Source organism: Mesorhizobium sp., from assembly GCF_004963255.1.
Classification (GTDB): Bacteria; Pseudomonadota; Alphaproteobacteria; order Rhizobiales; family Rhizobiaceae; genus Mesorhizobium.
In genome coordinates this window covers 1-17,352 of the sequence record NZ_SUGA01000042.1, presented here as the reverse complement: position 1 = coordinate 17,352, position 17,352 = coordinate 1, and the positions used below count along the sequence as shown (strand labels likewise).

General features: G+C 64.0%; 20 protein-coding genes. 12 read left to right on the top strand and 8 right to left on the bottom strand.

Translation table 11 applies throughout. The annotated features are described in order from the left end of the window. Positions 1-3 precede the first annotated feature (3 nt). Positions 4-417, bottom strand: coding sequence for a VOC family protein (locus E5X34_RS28420; RefSeq protein WP_292571845.1), 414 nt, complete (start codon positions 415-417; stop codon positions 4-6). Next, entirely contained in the window at positions 414-797 is a 384-nt protein-coding gene (locus tag E5X34_RS28415) for a fimbrial protein (protein ID WP_292571842.1), read from the bottom strand. Before E5X34_RS28415 ends, E5X34_RS28420 begins: the two co-directional genes overlap by 4 nt. Positions 798-823: 26 nt before the next feature. Here E5X34_RS28415 and E5X34_RS28410 point away from each other — a divergent pair, with 26 nt between their 5' ends. Both E5X34_RS28410 and rpoH read left to right on the top strand, forming a co-directional pair. Then, complete coding sequence (locus tag E5X34_RS28410; RefSeq protein ID WP_292571840.1) at positions 824-1,888, top strand: RluA family pseudouridine synthase; 1,065 nt, start codon at positions 824-826, stop codon at positions 1,886-1,888. A gap of 206 nt (positions 1,889-2,094) precedes the next feature. Beyond that, positions 2,095-3,006: an RNA polymerase sigma factor RpoH gene (gene rpoH / locus E5X34_RS28405; protein ID WP_126064089.1), complete on the top strand. Its 912-nt coding sequence runs from the start codon at positions 2,095-2,097 to the stop codon at positions 3,004-3,006. A 202-nt stretch (positions 3,007-3,208) separates the two neighbouring features. On the opposite strand, the gene E5X34_RS28400 is transcribed toward rpoH, so the two are convergent. The 3 genes from E5X34_RS28400 to E5X34_RS28390 form a co-directional block, all read right to left on the bottom strand. Then, positions 3,209-3,868, bottom strand: a complete 660-nt coding sequence (locus tag E5X34_RS28400) for a peroxiredoxin (RefSeq protein ID WP_292110106.1) — start codon at positions 3,866-3,868, stop codon at positions 3,209-3,211. A 191-nt stretch (positions 3,869-4,059) separates the two neighbouring features. Beyond that, the gene (locus E5X34_RS28395) at positions 4,060-4,425 is read right to left on the bottom strand and encodes a cell division protein ZapA (protein ID WP_042641578.1); all 366 of its coding nucleotides are present in this window, start codon (positions 4,423-4,425) and stop codon (positions 4,060-4,062) included. Positions 4,426-4,429: 4 nt separating this feature from the next. Further along, positions 4,430-4,702, bottom strand: coding sequence for a DUF4164 domain-containing protein (locus tag E5X34_RS28390; RefSeq protein WP_023763725.1), 273 nt, complete (start codon positions 4,700-4,702; stop codon positions 4,430-4,432). Between the two features lie 263 nt (positions 4,703-4,965). On the opposite strand from E5X34_RS28390, the gene tkt reads away from it, so the two are divergent. From tkt to E5X34_RS28355, 7 genes are all read left to right on the top strand, one after another. After that, positions 4,966-6,954 carry a transketolase gene (tkt, locus tag E5X34_RS28385; RefSeq protein WP_292571836.1) on the top strand — a complete coding sequence of 663 codons (1,989 nt, stop codon included), beginning with the start codon at positions 4,966-4,968 and terminating at the stop codon, positions 6,952-6,954. Positions 6,955-7,109: 155 nt separating this feature from the next. Further along, on the top strand, positions 7,110-8,120 hold the full coding sequence (gene gap / locus E5X34_RS28380) for a type I glyceraldehyde-3-phosphate dehydrogenase (protein ID WP_292571833.1): 1,011 nt from the start codon (positions 7,110-7,112) through the stop codon (positions 8,118-8,120). Between the two features lie 157 nt (positions 8,121-8,277). Next, on the top strand, positions 8,278-10,167 hold the full coding sequence (locus E5X34_RS28375) for a potassium/proton antiporter (protein ID WP_292571829.1): 1,890 nt from the start codon (positions 8,278-8,280) through the stop codon (positions 10,165-10,167). Between the two features lie 161 nt (positions 10,168-10,328). Next, positions 10,329-11,525: a phosphoglycerate kinase gene (locus E5X34_RS28370; protein WP_292571826.1), complete on the top strand. Its 1,197-nt coding sequence runs from the start codon at positions 10,329-10,331 to the stop codon at positions 11,523-11,525. A 117-nt stretch (positions 11,526-11,642) separates the two neighbouring features. Continuing rightward, positions 11,643-12,668: a class I fructose-bisphosphate aldolase gene (locus tag E5X34_RS28365; protein WP_292571823.1), complete on the top strand. Its 1,026-nt coding sequence runs from the start codon at positions 11,643-11,645 to the stop codon at positions 12,666-12,668. A 152-nt stretch (positions 12,669-12,820) separates the two neighbouring features. Beyond that, complete coding sequence (locus E5X34_RS28360) at positions 12,821-13,555, top strand: thioredoxin family protein (RefSeq protein WP_292571821.1); 735 nt, start codon at positions 12,821-12,823, stop codon at positions 13,553-13,555. 62 nt (positions 13,556-13,617) lie between these two features. After that, entirely contained in the window at positions 13,618-14,343 is a 726-nt protein-coding gene (locus tag E5X34_RS28355; RefSeq protein ID WP_292571818.1) for an SGNH/GDSL hydrolase family protein, read from the top strand. Between the two features lie 15 nt (positions 14,344-14,358). On the opposite strand, the gene E5X34_RS28350 is transcribed toward E5X34_RS28355, so the two are convergent. Beyond that, complete coding sequence (locus tag E5X34_RS28350) at positions 14,359-14,520, bottom strand: hypothetical protein (protein WP_108702902.1); 162 nt, start codon at positions 14,518-14,520, stop codon at positions 14,359-14,361. Positions 14,521-14,724: 204 nt separating this feature from the next. Here E5X34_RS28350 and E5X34_RS28345 point away from each other — a divergent pair, with 204 nt between their 5' ends. From E5X34_RS28345 to E5X34_RS28335, 3 genes are all read left to right on the top strand, one after another. Continuing rightward, positions 14,725-14,889 carry a hypothetical protein gene (locus E5X34_RS28345; RefSeq protein WP_116397974.1) on the top strand — a complete coding sequence of 55 codons (165 nt, stop codon included), beginning with the start codon at positions 14,725-14,727 and terminating at the stop codon, positions 14,887-14,889. A gap of 206 nt (positions 14,890-15,095) precedes the next feature. After that, positions 15,096-15,236 carry a hypothetical protein gene (locus E5X34_RS28340; protein WP_292571814.1) on the top strand — a complete coding sequence of 47 codons (141 nt, stop codon included), beginning with the start codon at positions 15,096-15,098 and terminating at the stop codon, positions 15,234-15,236. A gap of 18 nt (positions 15,237-15,254) precedes the next feature. Then, positions 15,255-15,974: a YafY family protein gene (locus tag E5X34_RS28335; RefSeq protein ID WP_292571811.1), complete on the top strand. Its 720-nt coding sequence runs from the start codon at positions 15,255-15,257 to the stop codon at positions 15,972-15,974. A 72-nt stretch (positions 15,975-16,046) separates the two neighbouring features. On the opposite strand, the gene E5X34_RS28330 is transcribed toward E5X34_RS28335, so the two are convergent. Continuing rightward, the gene (locus tag E5X34_RS28330; protein ID WP_292571808.1) at positions 16,047-16,745 is read right to left on the bottom strand and encodes a DUF1013 domain-containing protein; all 699 of its coding nucleotides are present in this window, start codon (positions 16,743-16,745) and stop codon (positions 16,047-16,049) included. A gap of 256 nt (positions 16,746-17,001) precedes the next feature. Beyond that, positions 17,002-17,142 carry a DUF1127 domain-containing protein gene (locus tag E5X34_RS28325; RefSeq protein ID WP_071074868.1) on the bottom strand — a complete coding sequence of 47 codons (141 nt, stop codon included), beginning with the start codon at positions 17,140-17,142 and terminating at the stop codon, positions 17,002-17,004. Positions 17,143-17,352: the final 210 nt, after the last annotated feature.

Sequence of the window (17,352 nt, the reverse complement as noted above, 5' to 3'; positions counted from 1 at the left end):
GTGTCAGGACTGCCGTTTCGGCTCGATCAGGTCCCAGAGATTGCCGTAGAGATCGGAAAATACAGCCACCGTGCCATAGGCTTCGTGGCGCGGCGCCTCGCGGAACTCGACGCCCTTCGCCAGCATCGCCTGTTGGTCGCGGGAAAAATCGTCGGTTTCGAGAAAGAGAAAGACCCGGCCGCCCGTCTGGTTGCCGGTGCGGCTGGCCTGCTCCTCGCCGGAAGCTTCCGCCAGCAGCAGCCGCGCGCCCTGGCCCTTGGCCGGCGCGACGGTGACCCAGCGCTTGCCGCCGCCAAGGTCGACATCCTCGATGAGCACGAAGCCCAGCCGCTCGACATACCAGCGAACCGCCTCGTCGTAATTGCCGACGACCAGCGCGACGGTCGCGACGCTGCGGCGTTCGGCAAAGCCGCTCATTTGTTGCGAATCGCGAACTGGCCGATGATGCGGCGCTCGGCGATGTCGTAGACGAAGATCGACCGGCTGCCGTCGGCAAGCTCGGCGTCGATCGACAGGCGGTTGCCGGAGAGCGAGTGGCTGATCACCTTGGCGCCGACAGGCAGCACGATGTCGCCCGACAGCAGCGCGCCGGCCGGAAGCTGGACATCGCCGGCAGGCGCTGATCCGGCCACTGGTGCGTTGCGGGCTTTGTAGACAAGCGCGCCGATCACCACCATAAGGGCAAGGAACAGAAGGCCGAGATTGACGATCATGAAGCGGACGAGCTTGCGGCGCACATTCTCGGCCGCGGGGTCGAGCGGCTTTTCCTCGTCTTCTTCGGCGGTAGGCCGGGCCATGGCTAAACAATCCGCAACGGGTTTCGATGAGCGCTCATAACGAAGAGACCCCGATATTGATAGAGGACGAATTGGCGGACGAGGAATCCGGCGAAGCTGTCGCGCTCGAAGCCGATGCGGACGCCGCCGGCCAGCGCCTCGATCAGTGGCTGGCCGCCCGGCTCGGGCCGGATCTCTCGCGCAGCCGCGTGCAGGCGCTGATCAAACAGGGCGCGGTCTCCATCGCCGGGAAGCCGGTGCTGGAAACCAAACGCAAGCTGATCGCCGGTGAACGGATCGAGATTCTGGTGCCCGCGCCCGAGCCGGCCGAACCGCAAGGCGAGGATATTCCCCTCGACATCCTCTACGAGGACGACGAGCTGATCGTCATCAACAAGCCGGCGGGGCTGGTCGTGCATCCTGGCGCCGGCAACTGGACCGGCACGCTGGTCAATGCGCTGATCCATCATTGCGGCGAGACCCTGTCCGGCATCGGCGGCGTCAAACGGCCTGGTATCGTCCACCGGTTGGACAAGGAGACCAGCGGCGTCATGGTCGTGGCCAAGACCGACCGCGCGCATAAAGCCCTGTCGGAAGCCTTTGCCGATCACGGCCGCACCGGCGATCTCGAGCGCGCCTATCTGGCGCTGGTCTGGGGCATTCCGCAGCGGCCGACCGGCACGATCGACGCCCATCTCGGCCGAGCCGCCGACCGCGTGCGCCGCGCGGTCGTTCCCGAGGGCCGCGACGATGCCCGCCATGCCGTCACCCATTTCAGCGTCGTCGAGCGCTTCGGCGAGGATCAGCAGGCTTTCGCCACCGCGAGCCTCGTCGAATGCCGGCTGGAGACCGGCCGCACCCACCAGATCCGCGTGCACATGGCCCATATCGGCCATCCGGTTGTCGGCGATCCGGATTACGGCCAAGCCTTCCGCACCAAGGCCAACCGGCTGCCGGAACCCTTGAAGACCAAGGTCAAAGCCTTTCCACGGCAGGCCCTGCACGCCTGGCTCCTTGAATTCGAGCATCCGACCACCCATCTAACGATGAGGTTCGAAGCGCCGATACCGGGAGACATGGAGGAACTCGTCGGCGACTTCCGAAAACTTTGAACCGACCCGCCACCAAACCAGCCATCAAAAAACCTGACCGGCGTTGTTCACTTCAGCGTGACAGACTGTTTAGCGTTGAACAAATGCCTGTCTTTTCTGGTTTTGTTCCTATATATAGAGGTTGTCGCGGATGAGCCTTTGGCATCCGTGGCGTGTGCCCGCCGCGTTTCGGGGGCATCCACTCCAAAGAGAGAGGGGGCGCTATCATGGCCCAATCATTACCCAGTATTGTTTCCGGTGAAGGCGGTCTCGCCCGTTACCTGGAAGAAATCCGCCGCTTTCCGATGCTTCAGCCGCAGGAAGAGTACATGCTCGCGAAACGGTACGCCGAGCATCAGGACACCACGGCTGCGCATAAGCTCGTCACCAGCCATTTGCGGCTCGTTGCCAAGATTGCCATGGGCTATCGCGGCTACGGCCTGCCGATCGGCGAGGTGATCTCGGAAGGCAATGTCGGCCTCATGCAGGCCGTGAAGAAATTCGAACCGGAGCGTGGTTTCCGGCTCGCCACCTATGCCATGTGGTGGATCAAGGCCTCGATCCAGGAATACATCCTGCGCTCGTGGAGCCTGGTCAAGATGGGCACCACCGCCAACCAGAAGCGTCTGTTCTTCAATCTGCGCAAGGTGAAGGGCAAGATCCAGGCGCTCGATGATGGCGACCTGAAGCCCGACCAGATCGCCGAGATCGCCACCCGTCTCAACGTTTCCGAGGCCGAAGTGGTGTCGATGAACCGCCGCCTGTCGGGCGACGCCTCGCTCAACGCCCCGATCCGGGCAAGCGAGGGCGAGTCCGGCGAATGGCAGGACTGGCTTGTCGACGACCACGAAAGCCAGGAAGAGATGCTGATCGAGCAGGACGAGCTGGAAAGCCGGCGCGCCATGCTGTCGGGCGCTCTGTCGGTGCTCAACGACCGCGAGCGGCGCATCTTCGAGGCGCGCCGCCTTGCCGAAGAGCCGCTGACGCTGGAAGAGCTCTCGGCCGAGTTCGACATTAGCCGCGAGCGCGTGCGCCAGATCGAGGTGCGCGCCTTCGAGAAGGTGCAGGACGCGGTCAAGGCCGCCGCCAAGCGCCAGATGCAGGCGCTGCGCACCATCGAAGCGCAGCCGGCGGCGTAAAGCTCAAGGCACGAAATGAAAAAGGCGGCGCTGCGGCGCTGCCTTTTTTGTTTTGGACGGCTCGGCTGGTTGAGATTCAGGTCAGCCCGAGCCGAAAATGGTGGCTTCCGAGAACCGGAGCGGAACGTACTTGAAGTACGTGAGCACCGGAAGCGCAGGAAGTCGCCACTTGCAGGCCGGGATCACCTGAATATCGGCTCGCCTAGGCCGTCGGCTGCTTGGTCTTCCTCAGATAAGGCAGCACCGTCTCATACGCCCCAAAGCGCTTGATCGCATCCTCGTTGGAGACCGCGGCGGTGATGATCACGTCGTCGCCCTGCTTCCAGTTGGCCGGCGTCGCTACCTGGTGCTTGGCGGTCAGTTGGATGGAATCGATGACGCGCAGGATCTCGTCGAAGTTGCGCCCCGTGGTCATCGGATAGGTCAGCACCAGCTTGATCTTCTTGTCCGGGCCGATGACATAGACCGACCGCACCGTGGCATTGTCCGCCGGCGTGCGGCCTTCCGAGCTCTCCCCGGCGCCCGCCGGCAGCATTTCATAGAGCTTGGCGACGTGAAGGTCTTTGTCGCCGATCAGCGGATAGTGCACCGTATGGCCGGTGGCGGTCTTGATGTCGGCCTGCCACTTCTCGTGGCTCGACACCGGATCGACCGAGATGCCGATGATCTTGACGTTGCGCTTTTTGAACTCGCCCTCGAGACCGGCCATGGTGCCGAGCTCGGTCGTGCAGACCGGCGTGAAGTTCTTCGGATGGCTGAACAGCACCGCCCAGCCATCGCCGATCCAGTCATGGAACTTGATGGTGCCCTGCGTGGTCTCGGCCGTGAAATCCGGCGCGACATCGTTGATACGAAGACTCATGACCTATCCCTACCCTTTTTGAAAACCGTAGCCGGCCTGCGGCTGGCCGTTGCCGGCTCCAAAAGCGTAGCACCATCACGACGCTGATTAAACGCTCGCGATGATGGTCATGGCCTGCGCGAGGCGAATTTTCTGCGTGACCGCCGGCAATTCGCGGTAGGATTTTCCGTCGGAACGGGTGTCGGAGCCGCTCAGGCCTTCTTCACCGCGAGCGTCACCGCGAGATCTTCCATGCGCTGCGCAAGCGCGCCGAGCGCGGTTGTCAGCACGCTGTCGCTCTTGTCGGCCTTGGTCAGCGCCTCGTCGCGCGTCTTGCGCAAGGTCAGCACTTCGCTCTCCATGCCCTTGACGCGCTTGGTAAGCTCCGAGAGTTCGTCCATCACCATGATGCCGGCCATGACGGTAAGCCGCTGGTCGCCGATCTCGCCGAAGGAATCCTTCAGATGCGAGACATAGCGGTCGAAGCGCTCGGCAAGGTCGATCAGATGCTCTTCCTGGCCCTCGTCGCAAGCCATGCGATACTGCTTGCCGTCGATGGAAACCGTGACCTGTGCCATTGCCCTACCTGTCCAGAACCGCGCGGATGGTTTCCATGGCGGTCACAAGCCGCCGCGACACTTCCTTGTTGGCGTCTTCAAGACGCTCGGCGCGAGCTTCGGAATTGTCGAGCTCCTGCGCCAGGCGCGACCGATCGGCGTTCATGCGCTGCACCTCTGCCTCGGCTTCCGAATAATCACGCTCGTGCTCGAGCTTCGCCGCCACGGCGTTTTCCAGCCCTTCCATGGCCTTGCCCAGCCTGGCGATGACTTCCTTGAGGGTCGTTTCCCCGGTCATGGCCTTCGTCCTATGCCCTGCCCATCACCGAATCGCGCGTATTCAGAACGCGTTACCTCGGAAAGATTAGGCGCCGGGTGAAGGGCGCGTCAACAAAGCTCTCGCGACTGTCCCCCGCTATCGCTAATGTAAGGCGCTCGATGCCATCACAAGCCCGGCAAAATCCATCCCGATTTGTTGACTAAAAGGCCGCGCCTGCTATGTGTCGCGGCATCCTTTTCCAAGGGTTCTCCCCAGGCTCCAACCCCACTTCCGGAGGAAGCATGACCTCGCGTGAACAACATGATCGGATGGCCAACGCGATCCGTTTCCTTTCCATGGACGCCGTCGAGAAGGCGAATTCCGGTCACCCCGGCCTGCCGATGGGCTGCGCCGACATCGCCACGGTTCTGTTCAGCCGTTTCCTGAAATTCGACGCCAAGGCCCCGCATTGGGCCGACCGCGACCGCTTCATCCTGTCGGCCGGCCACGGCTCGATGCTGCTCTATTCGCTCCTCTACCTCACCGGCTATGAGGACATGACGATCGATCAGATCAAGAACTTCCGCCAGCTCGGCTCCAAGACCGCCGGCCATCCCGAATACGGCCATGCCGCCGGCATCGAGACCACCACCGGTCCGCTCGGCCAGGGCCTTGCCAATTCGGTCGGCTTCGCGCTCGGCGAGCGCATCATGAACGCCGCCTTCGGCAACGACCTCGTCAACCACTACACCTATGTGCTGGCCGGCGATGGCTGCCTGATGGAAGGCGTCTCCCAGGAAGCCATCGCGCTGGCGGGGCATCTGAAGCTCAACAAGCTGATCGTCTTCTGGGACAACAACAACATCTCGATCGACGGCCCGGTCTCGCTGGCCGACAACACCGACCAGGTGGCCCGCTTCCAGGCCTCCGGCTGGAACGCCAGCCATATCGACGGCACCGATCCGGAAGCGATCGCCTATGCCATCGAGGCGGCGCGCCATTCCGATAAGCCGACGATGATTGCCTGCAAGACCACCATCGGCTTCGGCGCCCCGACCAAGGCCGGCACCAACAAGGCGCACGGTTCGCCGCTTGGGGCCGAGGAAATCGCCGGCGCGCGCAAATTCTTCAACTGGGAGTCGCCGCCCTTCGAGATTCCAGCCGACATCCTCGACGCCTGGCGCGCCGTCGGCGCCGGCGGCGCCAAGGCGCGCGCCGACTGGGAAGGCCGCCTCGCCAAGGCCGAGCCGGCGCTGAAAGCCGAGTTCGAACGCCGCATTGCCGGCAAGCTGCCCTCCAACTTCGACGCTGTCATCGCCGACTACAAGAAGAAGCTCTCGGCCGACAAGCCGAAGGTCGCCACCCGCAAATCTTCCGAAATGGCGCTGGAAGTCATCAACGGCGGGGTGCCGGAGACCATCGGCGGCTCGGCCGACTTGACCGGCTCCAACAACACCAAGACCAGCCAGACCAAGAACATCACGTCCGACGATTACGGTCAGCGCTATGTCCATTACGGCATCCGCGAGCACGGCATGGCGGCGGCAATCAACGGCCTGACGCTGCATGGCGGCCTGATCGCCTATGGCGGCACGTTCATGTGCTTCTCCGATTACGCCCGTCCGTCGATGCGCCTTGCCTCGCTGATGGGCATCCGTTCGATCTTCGTCATGACGCATGACTCGATCGGGCTTGGCGAGGACGGCCCGACCCACCAGCCGGTCGAGCATCTGGCGGCATTGCGCGCCATCCCGAACCACAACGTCTTCCGCCCGGCCGACGCGGTGGAAACCGCCGAATGCTGGCAGATCGCGCTCGAATCCGAAAAGACGCCGTCGACCCTGGCGCTGACCCGTCAGAACCTGCCGACCGTGCGCACCGAACATTCGGCGAAGAACCTCTCCAGCCAGGGCGCCTATGAGCTCGCCGCGGCAAACGGCGAGGCGGTGGTGACGATCTTCGCCACCGGTTCCGAGGTCGAGATCGCGCTCGGCGCGCGCGACCTGCTCGAAAACCACGGCCATCCGACCCGCGTCGTCTCGGTGCCCTGCTTCGAGCTGTTCGACCTGCAGAGCGATGACTACCGCAAGAAGACCATCGGCAACGCCAAGGTGAAGGTCGCGATCGAGGCCGGCATCCGCCAGGGCTGGGATCACCTGATCGGCACCGACGGCATCTTCATCGGCATGCACGGTTTTGGCGCCTCTGGCTCGATCGAGCAGCTCTATCCGCATTTCGGCATCACCGCCGAGGCCGCGGCGAAAGCGGTCGAGACTCGTCTGCACGGCTGACCGGCTGCGTCAATTCGCGGGGCCGCAAATACGCGGCTCCGCCATGCTGGACTAACCTAATCGATTTAAGTTCGACCTTCTGCGGCTGGATTCTTTGGCTCATGGCCGCTATGAAGCAGCGGACCCAATCGCCCCCAGTCCCTAGGGAGAAAACAATGACCGTCAGAGTTGCCATCAACGGATTTGGCCGTATCGGCCGCAACATCCTGCGCGCCATCCATGAATCCGGCCGCAAGGATATCGACGTGGTCGCCGTTAACGACCTCGGCCCGGTCGAGACCAACGCGCATTTGCTTCGCTACGACAGCGTGCATGGCCGCTTCCCGCATGAGGTGACCGTCGACGGCGACCAGATCTCGGTCGGCAAGGAGAAGTTCAAGGTCACCGCGATCAAGGATCCGACCCAGCTGCCGTGGAAGGAGCTCGGCGTCGACATCGCGCTCGAATGCACGGGCATCTTCACCGCCCGCGACAAGGCCGCCGCGCACCTCGCCGCCGGCGCCAAGCGCGTCATCGTCTCGGCCCCGTCCGACGGCGCCGACCTCACCGTGGTCTACGGCATCAACCACGACAAGCTGACCAAGGACCACATCGTCATCTCGAACGCGTCCTGCACCACCAACTGCCTGGCTCCGCTGGCGGCCGTGCTGCACGAGACGGTCGGCGTCGAGAAGGGCATGATGACGACGATCCACTCCTATACCGGCGACCAGCCGACGCTGGACACCATGCACAAGGATCTCTACCGCGCCCGCGCCGCGGCGCTGTCGCAGATCCCGACCTCGACGGGCGCCGCCAAGGCGATCGGCCTGGTCCTGCCCGAACTCAAGGGCAAGCTCGACGGCATCTCGATCCGCGTGCCGACCCCGAACGTCTCGGTCGTCGACTTGAAGTTCATCGCCAAGCGTTCGACCACGCCGCAGGAGATCAACGAAGCGCTGATCGCCGCCTCCAAGGGCAAGCTGAAGGGCGTGCTCTCGGTCACGCATCACCCGAACGTCTCGATCGACTTCAACCACGATCCGCACTCCTCGATCGTGGCCCTCGACCAGACCAAGGTCATGGACGGCAACTTCGTCTCGGTCCTGTCCTGGTACGACAATGAATGGGGCTTCTCGAACCGCATGGGCGACACCGCCGTCGCCTTCGGCAAGACCATCGCCTGATCCAGGCTCGCTTCAGAGTTTTGAAACGCCCGGCTCGGCCGGGCGTTTTTTATTGGCCGGCCGAGCCAAAAACCACGCTGTTGCCTTGCACTGGTCATGTCTTCGCCCCACTCTCCCTTAAATCGACAAATGAGAGGGACTTGAGGGGCACTGGCGGATGGAGCATGCGATCTATCTTGTGACGCTGGTCGGCACCGCGCTCATTGTTGCCGCCGCGTTTTCGAGCTTGATCGCCTTCCGCTTCGGCGCTCCTTTGCTGCTCCTCTTCCTCTGCATTGGGCTTGCCACCGGCGTCGACGGCCTCGGCATCGAATTCGACAATGCGCGGCTGGCTTATTTTGCCGGCTCACTGGCTTTGGCCATCATCCTGTTCGACTCCGGTTTCGGCACCCCGCTCAACGCGCTGAAGCAAGCGGCCGGGCCGGCACTGTCGCTGGCCACGATAGGCGTCATCCTGACCACCGGCATCTTTGCCGTCGCCGCTTCCTATTTTCTCAAGCTCAGTTGGCTGGAATCCTCGCTGCTCGGCGCCGCCGTCGCCTCGACCGACGCGGCCGCCGTGTTCTTCCTGCTCCGCGCCGGCGAGATCCATCTGCGCGAGCGCGTGCGATCGACGCTCGAAGTGGAATCCGGCACCAATGACCCGATCGCCATCTTCCTCACCATCACCCTGGTCGAGATCATCGCCGCGCATGCAAACCCCGAGGCCAACGTGCTGGCTGCCAATCTCTTTCTTGGCTTCCTTGCCAATATGGGGCTCGGCGCCGTGATCGGCGTCCTCGGCGGCTTCGGCATCGTGCGTCTGGTCGAGCGGCTCAACCTGGATCACGGCCTGCTGCCGATCTTCGTGCTGACGCTGTCGCTGATGGTGTTTGCCGCCGCCGGCGCGGTCGGCGGCTCAGGCTTCCTCGCCGTCTACCTTGCCGGGCTGATCGCCGGCAATTCCGACATCCGCGCCGTCACCATCCTGAGGCGTTTCCAGGACGGCATGTCGTGGCTGGCGCAGATCATCATGTTCCTGATCCTCGGCCTGTTCGCCACACCCTCGCAGTTCCCGGCGATCCTGGTGCCGGCGGTGCTGCTCGGCCTTTTCCTGATCTTCGTCGCGCGGCCTTTGGCCGTCTGGCTCTGCCTGATCCCGTTCCGCCTGCCGCGCCCCGAGGTCGCCTTCGTGTCCTGGGTCGGCCTGCGCGGCGCGGTTTCGATCCTGCTTGCCATCACGCCGCTGCTCGGCGGCCTCGAGCATGGTCGCCTGATCTTCAACGCCGCCTTCATCATCGTGCTTGTGTCGCTGGTGGTGCAAGGCTGGACGGTCGGGCCGCTGGCGCGCCGCCTCGGCCTGATCGTGCCGGCCCGTCTCGGGCCCCTGGACAAGGTCGAGCTCGAACTGCCGGGCTCAGCCCATCACGAACTGCTTGCCTATCGCGTAGCACCCGGCAGCCCGGTGGCGCGCGGCGAGCGCATCCCGCGCTGGGCAAGGCCCTCGCTGGTGCTGCGCGATGGCCGCTCGATGCGCTTCCAGGACATGGGCCGTCTCACCGCCGGCGACCAGGTCTATATCTTCGTGCCGGATCGCTATCCGCGCCTGCTCGACAAGCTTTTCGCCAGCCGCGCCGTGGTCGACCCCGAGGACGCCGACTTCTTCGGCGCCTTCGCCGTCGATCCGGCCCGCTCCGCCGCGGAGCTGGAAGCGGCCTATGGGCCCGGCCTTACCGAGGCCGAACAGAAGCTCACCGTCGCGGCGCTCGTTACCGAGCGGCTCGGCGGCCATGCCGAATATGCTGATCGCGTGATGATCGGGCCGATCGAGCTGATCGTGCGCGACGTCGATGAGAAAGGACGGATCACCGGGCTCGGCCTGTCCTTCGAGCCGACCGCGCCGGTGGCGCGCGTGCCGGTGTTCATGAGCGCCGGCGAGATCGGCGACCGCATAACGGCGCTGATCCGCAACTGGCGCAGGCCGGTGGAAAAGCGGCCGGTCGAGGACGTGCCGATCGATCCCGTGGCGCCGGCACCGGGCGAGCAAAAGGCAACCGGCGAAGGCTGATGTCTCATCGCGACATTATTTTTGCGCGCGCGCTTTAACGCGGCTCTTGCATCGCCGCCGCTGCCGGGTAAGGTCCCCGCGTTTTCGCTAGAGCAATTCCATGAAAGATGTGGGCGGTTTTCCGTCCGGAATTGCCTCAACGCACCAGGAAGGAACGGATCATGGCCGGCTTCAAGACACTCGATGACATCGGCGCTGTCAGCGGCAAGCGCGTCCTGGTGCGCGTCGACCTCAACGTTCCCGTCGCCGACGGCAAGGTGACTGACGCCACCCGCATTGAGCGCATCGCGCCGACCATCGCCGAGCTCTCGAAGAAAGGCGCAAAGGTCATCCTGCTTGCGCATTTCGGCCGCCCCAAGGAGGGTCCGTCGGCCGAGTTCTCGCTGGAGCCGATCGCCAGGGCCGCGGCCGAGGTTCTCGGCCGCCCCGTCGGCTTCGCCGCCGACTGTATCGGCGACAAAGCCGCCGAAGGCGTTGCCGCCATGAAGGACGGCGACGTGCTGCTGCTCGAAAATACCCGCTTCCACAAGGCCGAGGAGAAGAATGACCCGGCCTTCACGGAAAAGCTCGCCGCCAATGGCGACATCTATGTCAACGACGCCTTCTCCGCCGCGCATCGCGCGCATGCGTCGACCGAAGGCCTGGCGCACCGGCTGCCGGCCTATGCCGGCCGCACCATGCAGGCCGAGCTCGACGCGCTGGAAAAGGGCCTCGGCAATCCGGTACGGCCGGTGGTCGCCATTGTCGGCGGCGCCAAGGTCTCGACCAAGATCGACCTTTTGATGAACCTGGTGAAGAAGGTCGACGCGCTGGTGATCGGCGGCGGCATGGCCAACACCTTCCTTGCCGCGCGTGGCACCGACGTCGGCAAGTCGCTTTGCGAGCACGATCTTGCCGGCACCGCCAAGCAGATCATGATCGAGGCTGCGGAAGCCGGCTGCGCCATCATCCTGCCCACCGACGGCGTGGTGGCCAAGGAATTCAAGGCGGGTGCCGCGAGCCAGACCGTTGCCATCGAGGCCGTGCCGGCCGACGGCATGATCCTCGATGTCGGCGCGAAGACCGTGCAGAGCGTTACCGACTGGATCGACCGCGCCGCGACCTTGGTGTGGAATGGCCCGCTCGGCGCCTTCGAAATAGAGCCCTTCGATCGCGCCACGGTGGCGGCGGCAAAGCACGCGGCCGCCCGCACCAAGGCAGGCAAGCTGGTCTCGGTCGCCGGCGGCGGCGACACGGTGGCCGCCCTCAACCATGCCGGTGTCGCCGACGACTTCACCTATGTCTCGACCGCCGGCGGCGCCTTCCTCGAATGGATGGAAGGCAAGCCGCTGCCCGGCGTCGAAGTGCTGAAGCGGTAAACAGTCCGAGACAAGGCAAAGCCGGCGCGGCTTTCAATCGATTCGCGCTTTCCGGGGTCATTCCTTTGGCGATAATGTTCTGCTAGCGCGGAACAAACGCAGCGTAGGAGAGCACCCATGAGCGAACGTCTCGAAGATATCGCCACCGCGATGGTGAGCGGCGGCAGAGGCCTTTTGGCCGCCGATGAGAGCTCCGGCACCATCAAGAAACGTTTCGACGTCATCGGCGTCGAGTCGACCGCCGACAACCGGCGCGACTATCGCGAGATGATGTTCCGCGCCAAGGAAGCAATGTCCAAATACATCTCCGGCGTCATCCTCTATGATGAGACCATCCGCCAGAAGGCCGCCGACGGCACGCCGCTGGTCGACATCATCAAGGCGGCCGGTTCCATTCCGGGCATCAAGGTCGACCTCGGCGCCAAGCCTCTCGCCGGCTTTCCAGGCGATACCATCACCGAGGGCCTCGACGGCCTGCGCGAGCGGCTTGCCGACTACTACAAGCTCGGCGCCCGTTTCGCCAAATGGCGCGCGGTGATCGATATCGACACCGGCAAGGGCGTTCCCTCGGCCAACTCGATCGCCTCGAACACCCATGCGCTGGCCCGCTACGCCGCGCTCTGCCAGGAAGCGGGCATCGTGCCGATCGTCGAGCCGGAAGTGCTGATGGACGGCGCGCATTCGATCGACACCTGCTACGACGTCACCAAGGCGACACTGGTCAAGCTCTATGACGAGCTCTATGCGGCGCGTGTCGTGCTGGAAGGCTCGATCCTGAAGCCCAACATGGTCATCTCCGGCAAGAAGTCGGGCAGGACCGACAGCCCCGAGGAAATCGCCGAAAAGACGATAAAACTGTTCCGCGAAGTGGTGCCGGCGGCGGTGCCGGGCATCGCCTTCCTGTCCGGCGGCCAGGAGGACGAGGAGGCGACCGCCAACCTCAACGCCATCAACGCCATCGGCCCGCATCCGTGGAAGCTGACCTTCTCCTATGGGCGCGCGCTGCAGGCCGCGCCACAGAAGGCATGGAGCGGCAAGGCCTCGAACGTCGCCGCCGGCCAGGCCGCCTTCACCCACCGGGCCCATATGAACCATCTGGCGGCGCTCGGGAAATGGCAGCCGGCGCTTGAAAAAGCCGCCTGACGTTTATCCATCTCGTTCATCGACAACCCGGGCCCACGGCCCGGGTTTTGTTTTTTGCGGGCCGCATTCCTACCTGAGCAGCGAAACAACGGCGACTATGTCGGGTTGAGCCGATGTCGAACGTCCTTGGCAGGAGAGGACAGGAGATGGTCATGCAACGCAATGCCGTGGTTTCGCGTGAGGACTGGTTCGAAGCGCATCGAAGGCACCTCGAGCGCGAGAAGGAGCTGACAAAGTTCCGCGATCTTATTGCCGCCGAGCGGCGGCAGCTGCCCTGGTTCAAGCTGCGCAAGGAATATGTCTTCGAGAGCGAAGCGGGACCGAAGCGTCTTGGCGATCTCTTTTCCGGCAAGAGCCAGCTCATTGTCTATCATTTCATGATGACGCCAGGTTGTGATCACCGTTGCCAAGGCTGCTCGTTCCTCGCCGACCATATCGACGGCGCCAACCAGCACCTCAAGCACCACGACCTATCCCTGGTCGTCGTCTCGCGTGCGCCGCTGGCCGAGATCCTGCCTTACAAGCAGCGCATGGGCTGGAAGTTCGACTGGGTGTCGTCCTATGCGTCGGACTTCAACTTCGACCTGCAGGTCTCCTTCACCGACAAGCAGATCGCGGCCGGCGACACCACCTACAATTTCGAGAAGCGACCATTGCGGTCGAAAGACCTGCCCGGCACCAGCGTCTTCTACCGCGATGGCAATGGCGACATCTTCCTCACCTTCCTGTCGCGCGCCCGCGGCGGCGACGCGCTGATCGGCGCCTATCACTATCTCGACATGACGCCGAAAGGCCGCGGCGAGACCGGCCCCTATCACAACCTGATGGATTGGGTGCGCCTCCACGACGAATACCAGGACGAGGACCGGCCGGACTGCTGCGCGTGATCGTCTAGTTCACCTGGGCCTGAAGATGCGCTAAGGCTCCCGCTGTTTTCAACGGATTTGCCATGCAGCGGCTGCTTGCCCTCCTCACCTGGCTCGCTTTCCCGGTCTATGTCTGGCAGGGCCTCGGCGTGCGCCGCCGCACCTCGCGCATGCTGCCCGCGCGGGGTCCGGTCCTGCACGAAATACCGGGCAAGGCGCTGCCCGTGGCGTTGCTGGTCCTGGGTGATTCCTCGGCAGCATCGGTCGGCATCGAGCAATCCGAACACGGGCTTGCCGCGCAGCTTGCCGGCCTGATCGCCGAGCGAAGCGGCCGCGCCGTGCGCTGGCGCGCCGCCGGCTTCAATTCGGCGACATCCGGCCAGATCCGCGACCATGTCCTGCCCAATTTGTCGGCCGACCCATGGACGCATATCGTGCTCGCCATCGGCACCAACGACACCAAGAACTTCCATTCCGTGCCGCGCTTCAAGAGGGAGTTCGGCGGGCTGCTCTACGCGCTGCGCGCCAAATGGCCGGAAGCGCGCGTGGTCTGGTCGCCGGTGCTGGAATTCACCCGCGCGCCGGCAATGCCGCCGCTGCTGGGCAGGATTCTCGAGATCCGCGCCACCGAAATGAACCGCATGGGCGTGCGCCTCTGCAACGAACGCGGCGCCGTGCCCGCCTCGCGCCTGCCGATCACCAATCCCGAGGCCGGCTTCGCGTCCGACGGCTTCCACGCCTCCGAGGCAGGTTACCGCGCCTGGGCCGAGCATCTGCTGGATTTCGTGCTGGGCGACGAGGCGGCCTAACCGGGTCGGCCGAATTTAAGCCCAGTGCCCCAGCACCGCCGCCAGCGATATCGCGGCCATCGCAAGCAGCGCCAGCTTCCAGAAATCGCCGCGCCGCTTCAGCCCCGGCCAGCCCAGCGGCTTGATGACCTGGATCAGCATGATGCCGCAGATGACTAGGGCGAGCAGTTTCGTCATGCCGCCTTTGACCAGCAACGATGGCGGCTGTCAAAGCTGTTCTTGAGACCCACCGGGCCGAGCACCTCCTGACAGGAATAGGCTTCATCCGGACCCTGCAAGGTGCACCGTGCCGCCTTCTTCTGCACCCTGCCAACCTCCTGACAGACTGCTGTCAGGAGGGGTGTGAGATACTCTTCTCATCGAAAAGAGAGGAGTGAGGTCATGAACGGTTTTACCATCCTGCGCAGCGTGCAGCACTATGTCGGCCGTATCCGCACCGTGCGCAACGAGATCCGCACCCAGCGCTTCCTGAACACCCTGCCGGCGGATATCCGCAAGGACATTGGTTGGCCGGACCTTTACACCGGCCGCGTGCGCGAAAACTGAAATCTTGCCGCCGCGACTTGGATTGTGGCGACACCGCGCCCAGATGTATTGGCGGCCAGTGATGTTGAGTTCAGGGAAGAAGCCTTTGTTTGCCGGTAGCTTGCTGCACCCTCCTGACAGTATGTTGTCAGGAGGAATGCGGTATTTGGAGCGGCTTCGATCCTGACAACAACGAACATGATCCGACGATCCGGAGTAATCCGCGTATGGTGAAAAGCTGGAACGACAGGCTGAACACGCCAGGCATCAACGGCATCGAGCCGTCGCCGCGCGCGGTCGGCGACGTCGTCGAAGGCCAATCGATGCTGGTGACGACCGCGTGCAAGCGCGAAGGGCTGAAGCCATAAACCCCGGGGGAGAAACCGATGCGCCGCGCCGACAGGCTTTTCCAGATCGTGCAGCATTTGCGGGGTGGCCGGCTGGTCACCGCGCAGAAGCTCGGCTCGTGGCTCGAGGTTTCCGAGCGCACCATTTACCGCGACATAGCCGACCTGCAGTCGACCGGCGTGCCGATCGACGGCGAAGCGGGCGTCGGCTACATGATGAGGGAAGGCTTCGACCTTCCGCCGCTGATGTTCACACGTGACGAGATCGTGGCGCTGGTTGCCGGCGCCCGCATGGTGCGCGCCTTCGGCGGCGCCGCGATGGCAAGGGCCGCCGACGAGGCGCTGGTCAAGATCGGCGCGGTGCTTCCCGATACCGAGAAGGACCGCATCGCTCGCACCGAGATCCACACGCCGATGTGGGTGGTGAGCGATGCCGCGCGCGAGGCGATCGACCTGATCGAGCGCGCCGTCGAGAAACGCCAGGTGCTGACCATCGACTATTCCGACGAGGCCGGGCGCGGCACCGCGCGCGACATCAGGCCGCTCGGCCTGTGGTTCTGGGGCAAGGTCTGGACCCTGGTTGCCTGGTGCGAGATGCGCGACGATTTCCGCGCCTTCCGCATCGATCGCATCGCCTCGGTCGTCATCGCAGGGCGTGTCTTCAAGCCTGAGCGCGGCAAGCAGCTCGCCGATTTCTACCGCGCCGTCGAGCGCTCGGAGGATTACGGCATGGCGCCCGACCGCGCCGCGCGGACGTGACTTCCTCCCAAGCCATTGTCCAACAAAAAAGCCCGCTCGAAGCGGGCTTTTTTGTTGAGTGCCCTGAAAGGCTTACTCCTGATCGTCGCCTTCGTCCTTGTCCTTCGACTTCAGCGCCGAGAGCTTGGCGAACACGGCGTTGGCGTCGAGCTCCTGGTCCTCGTCCTTCGGCTTCTCCGGCGCCGGCACCAGCCGTTCGGTGAGGGCGGCGGGCAACAGCGTGTCGCCGACGGGCTGCGGCTGCTCGCGGCCGCGCGAGGCGCGGTTGACCTCGAGGTCGAGGTCGATCTGCGAGGTGAGGCCGAGCGTCACCGGGTCCATCGGCTGCAGGTTGGCGGAGTTCCAGTGCTTGCGTTCGCGGATCTGCTCGATGGTCGACTTGGTGGTGCCTACGAGACGGGCAATCTGCGCATCCTTGAGCTCGGGGTGGTTGCGCACCAGCCAGAGGATGGCGTTCGGCCGGTCCTGGCGCTTCGACAGCGGCGTGTAGCGCGGGCCCTTCCGCTTCGATTCCGGCACCCGAACCTTCGGCTCCGACAGCTTCAGCCGGTAGTTGGTGTCCTTCTCGCCGCGCGCGATCTCGTCTCGCGTCAGCTGGCCGGTGATGATCGGGTCCATGCCCTTGATGCCCTGCGCCGACTCGCCGTCCGCGATCGCCTTGACCTCCAGCGGATGCAGCCCGCAGAACTGCGCGATCTGCTCGAAGGAGAGCGCGGTGTTGTCGACCAGCCAGACGGCGGTCGCCTTGGGCATCAGCAGCGTATTGGCCATGTCAAAAATCCTTCTCGTTCGCCCGCGTTCCCGCGCGGGCGGTGGTTTTAGAGCCACCAAAATGGGAAATTCGCGGCCTGTATAAACGCTCCCTCGAATTTTCGCAATGTTTTTGGAAAAGGGCTGATTCACAGGCCCTGAAAAGACAAAACCCGCTGGACGAGGTCCAGCGGGCTTGGAACCGGAAACGAAGCAAGCGTCTCGACGGCTCTGGCTTGCCTGTCCAGCCTGGCCCTGTGGCCGGGCTGGTTTTTGATTACACCGCCTGACGGGCAATGCGCTCGATGTCGGCGCGGTTGATGCCGAGGTCGCTGAGCTGGCGGGCATTGAGCTTGTTCAATTCGCGCACGGTTTCGTTGTACATGCGCCACTTACGGAAAGCACGGATCGGGTTCATTTCAGTTTCTCCAGTCGTTTGATGAAATCGTTCGATGCCGCGTAAATAGGCATGCCTGCCCAAGAAATGAACGGACGCTTTTGCATGGCCGCAATGCGTTTTGTGCATTGCACCAAAAGAAGGGAGTAGGGGAGTAAGGGAATAGGGCAGTAGGGCGAACGAGGGGCGTGCCCTAGTCCCCTAGTCCCCTAGTCCCCTAGTCCCCTAGTC

Coding starts and splice junctions, on each gene's coding strand:
- E5X34_RS28410 (WP_292571840.1), top strand. CDS start 824: ATGAGCGCTCATAACGAAGAGACCCCGATATTGATAGAGGACGAATTG.
- E5X34_RS28340 (WP_292571814.1), top strand. CDS start 15,096: ATGGTGAAAAGCTGGAACGACAGGCTGAACACGCCAGGCATCAACGGC.
- rpoH (WP_126064089.1), top strand. CDS start 2,095: ATGGCCCAATCATTACCCAGTATTGTTTCCGGTGAAGGCGGTCTCGCC.
- tkt (WP_292571836.1), top strand. CDS start 4,966: ATGACCTCGCGTGAACAACATGATCGGATGGCCAACGCGATCCGTTTC.
- E5X34_RS28355 (WP_292571818.1), top strand. CDS start 13,618: ATGCAGCGGCTGCTTGCCCTCCTCACCTGGCTCGCTTTCCCGGTCTAT.
- E5X34_RS28420 (WP_292571845.1), bottom strand. CDS start 417: ATGAGCGGCTTTGCCGAACGCCGCAGCGTCGCGACCGTCGCGCTGGTC.
- E5X34_RS28330 (WP_292571808.1), bottom strand. CDS start 16,745: ATGGCCAATACGCTGCTGATGCCCAAGGCGACCGCCGTCTGGCTGGTC.
- E5X34_RS28345 (WP_116397974.1), top strand. CDS start 14,725: ATGAACGGTTTTACCATCCTGCGCAGCGTGCAGCACTATGTCGGCCGT.
- E5X34_RS28390 (WP_023763725.1), bottom strand. CDS start 4,702: ATGACCGGGGAAACGACCCTCAAGGAAGTCATCGCCAGGCTGGGCAAG.
- E5X34_RS28375 (WP_292571829.1), top strand. CDS start 8,278: ATGGAGCATGCGATCTATCTTGTGACGCTGGTCGGCACCGCGCTCATT.
- E5X34_RS28395 (WP_042641578.1), bottom strand. CDS start 4,425: ATGGCACAGGTCACGGTTTCCATCGACGGCAAGCAGTATCGCATGGCT.
- E5X34_RS28325 (WP_071074868.1), bottom strand. CDS start 17,142: ATGAACCCGATCCGTGCTTTCCGTAAGTGGCGCATGTACAACGAAACC.
- gap (WP_292571833.1), top strand. CDS start 7,110: ATGACCGTCAGAGTTGCCATCAACGGATTTGGCCGTATCGGCCGCAAC.
- E5X34_RS28370 (WP_292571826.1), top strand. CDS start 10,329: ATGGCCGGCTTCAAGACACTCGATGACATCGGCGCTGTCAGCGGCAAG.
- E5X34_RS28335 (WP_292571811.1), top strand. CDS start 15,255: ATGCGCCGCGCCGACAGGCTTTTCCAGATCGTGCAGCATTTGCGGGGT.
- E5X34_RS28350 (WP_108702902.1), bottom strand. CDS start 14,520: ATGACGAAACTGCTCGCCCTAGTCATCTGCGGCATCATGCTGATCCAG.
- E5X34_RS28400 (WP_292110106.1), bottom strand. CDS start 3,868: ATGAGTCTTCGTATCAACGATGTCGCGCCGGATTTCACGGCCGAGACC.
- E5X34_RS28415 (WP_292571842.1), bottom strand. CDS start 797: ATGGCCCGGCCTACCGCCGAAGAAGACGAGGAAAAGCCGCTCGACCCC.
- E5X34_RS28360 (WP_292571821.1), top strand. CDS start 12,821: ATGCAACGCAATGCCGTGGTTTCGCGTGAGGACTGGTTCGAAGCGCAT.
- E5X34_RS28365 (WP_292571823.1), top strand. CDS start 11,643: ATGAGCGAACGTCTCGAAGATATCGCCACCGCGATGGTGAGCGGCGGC.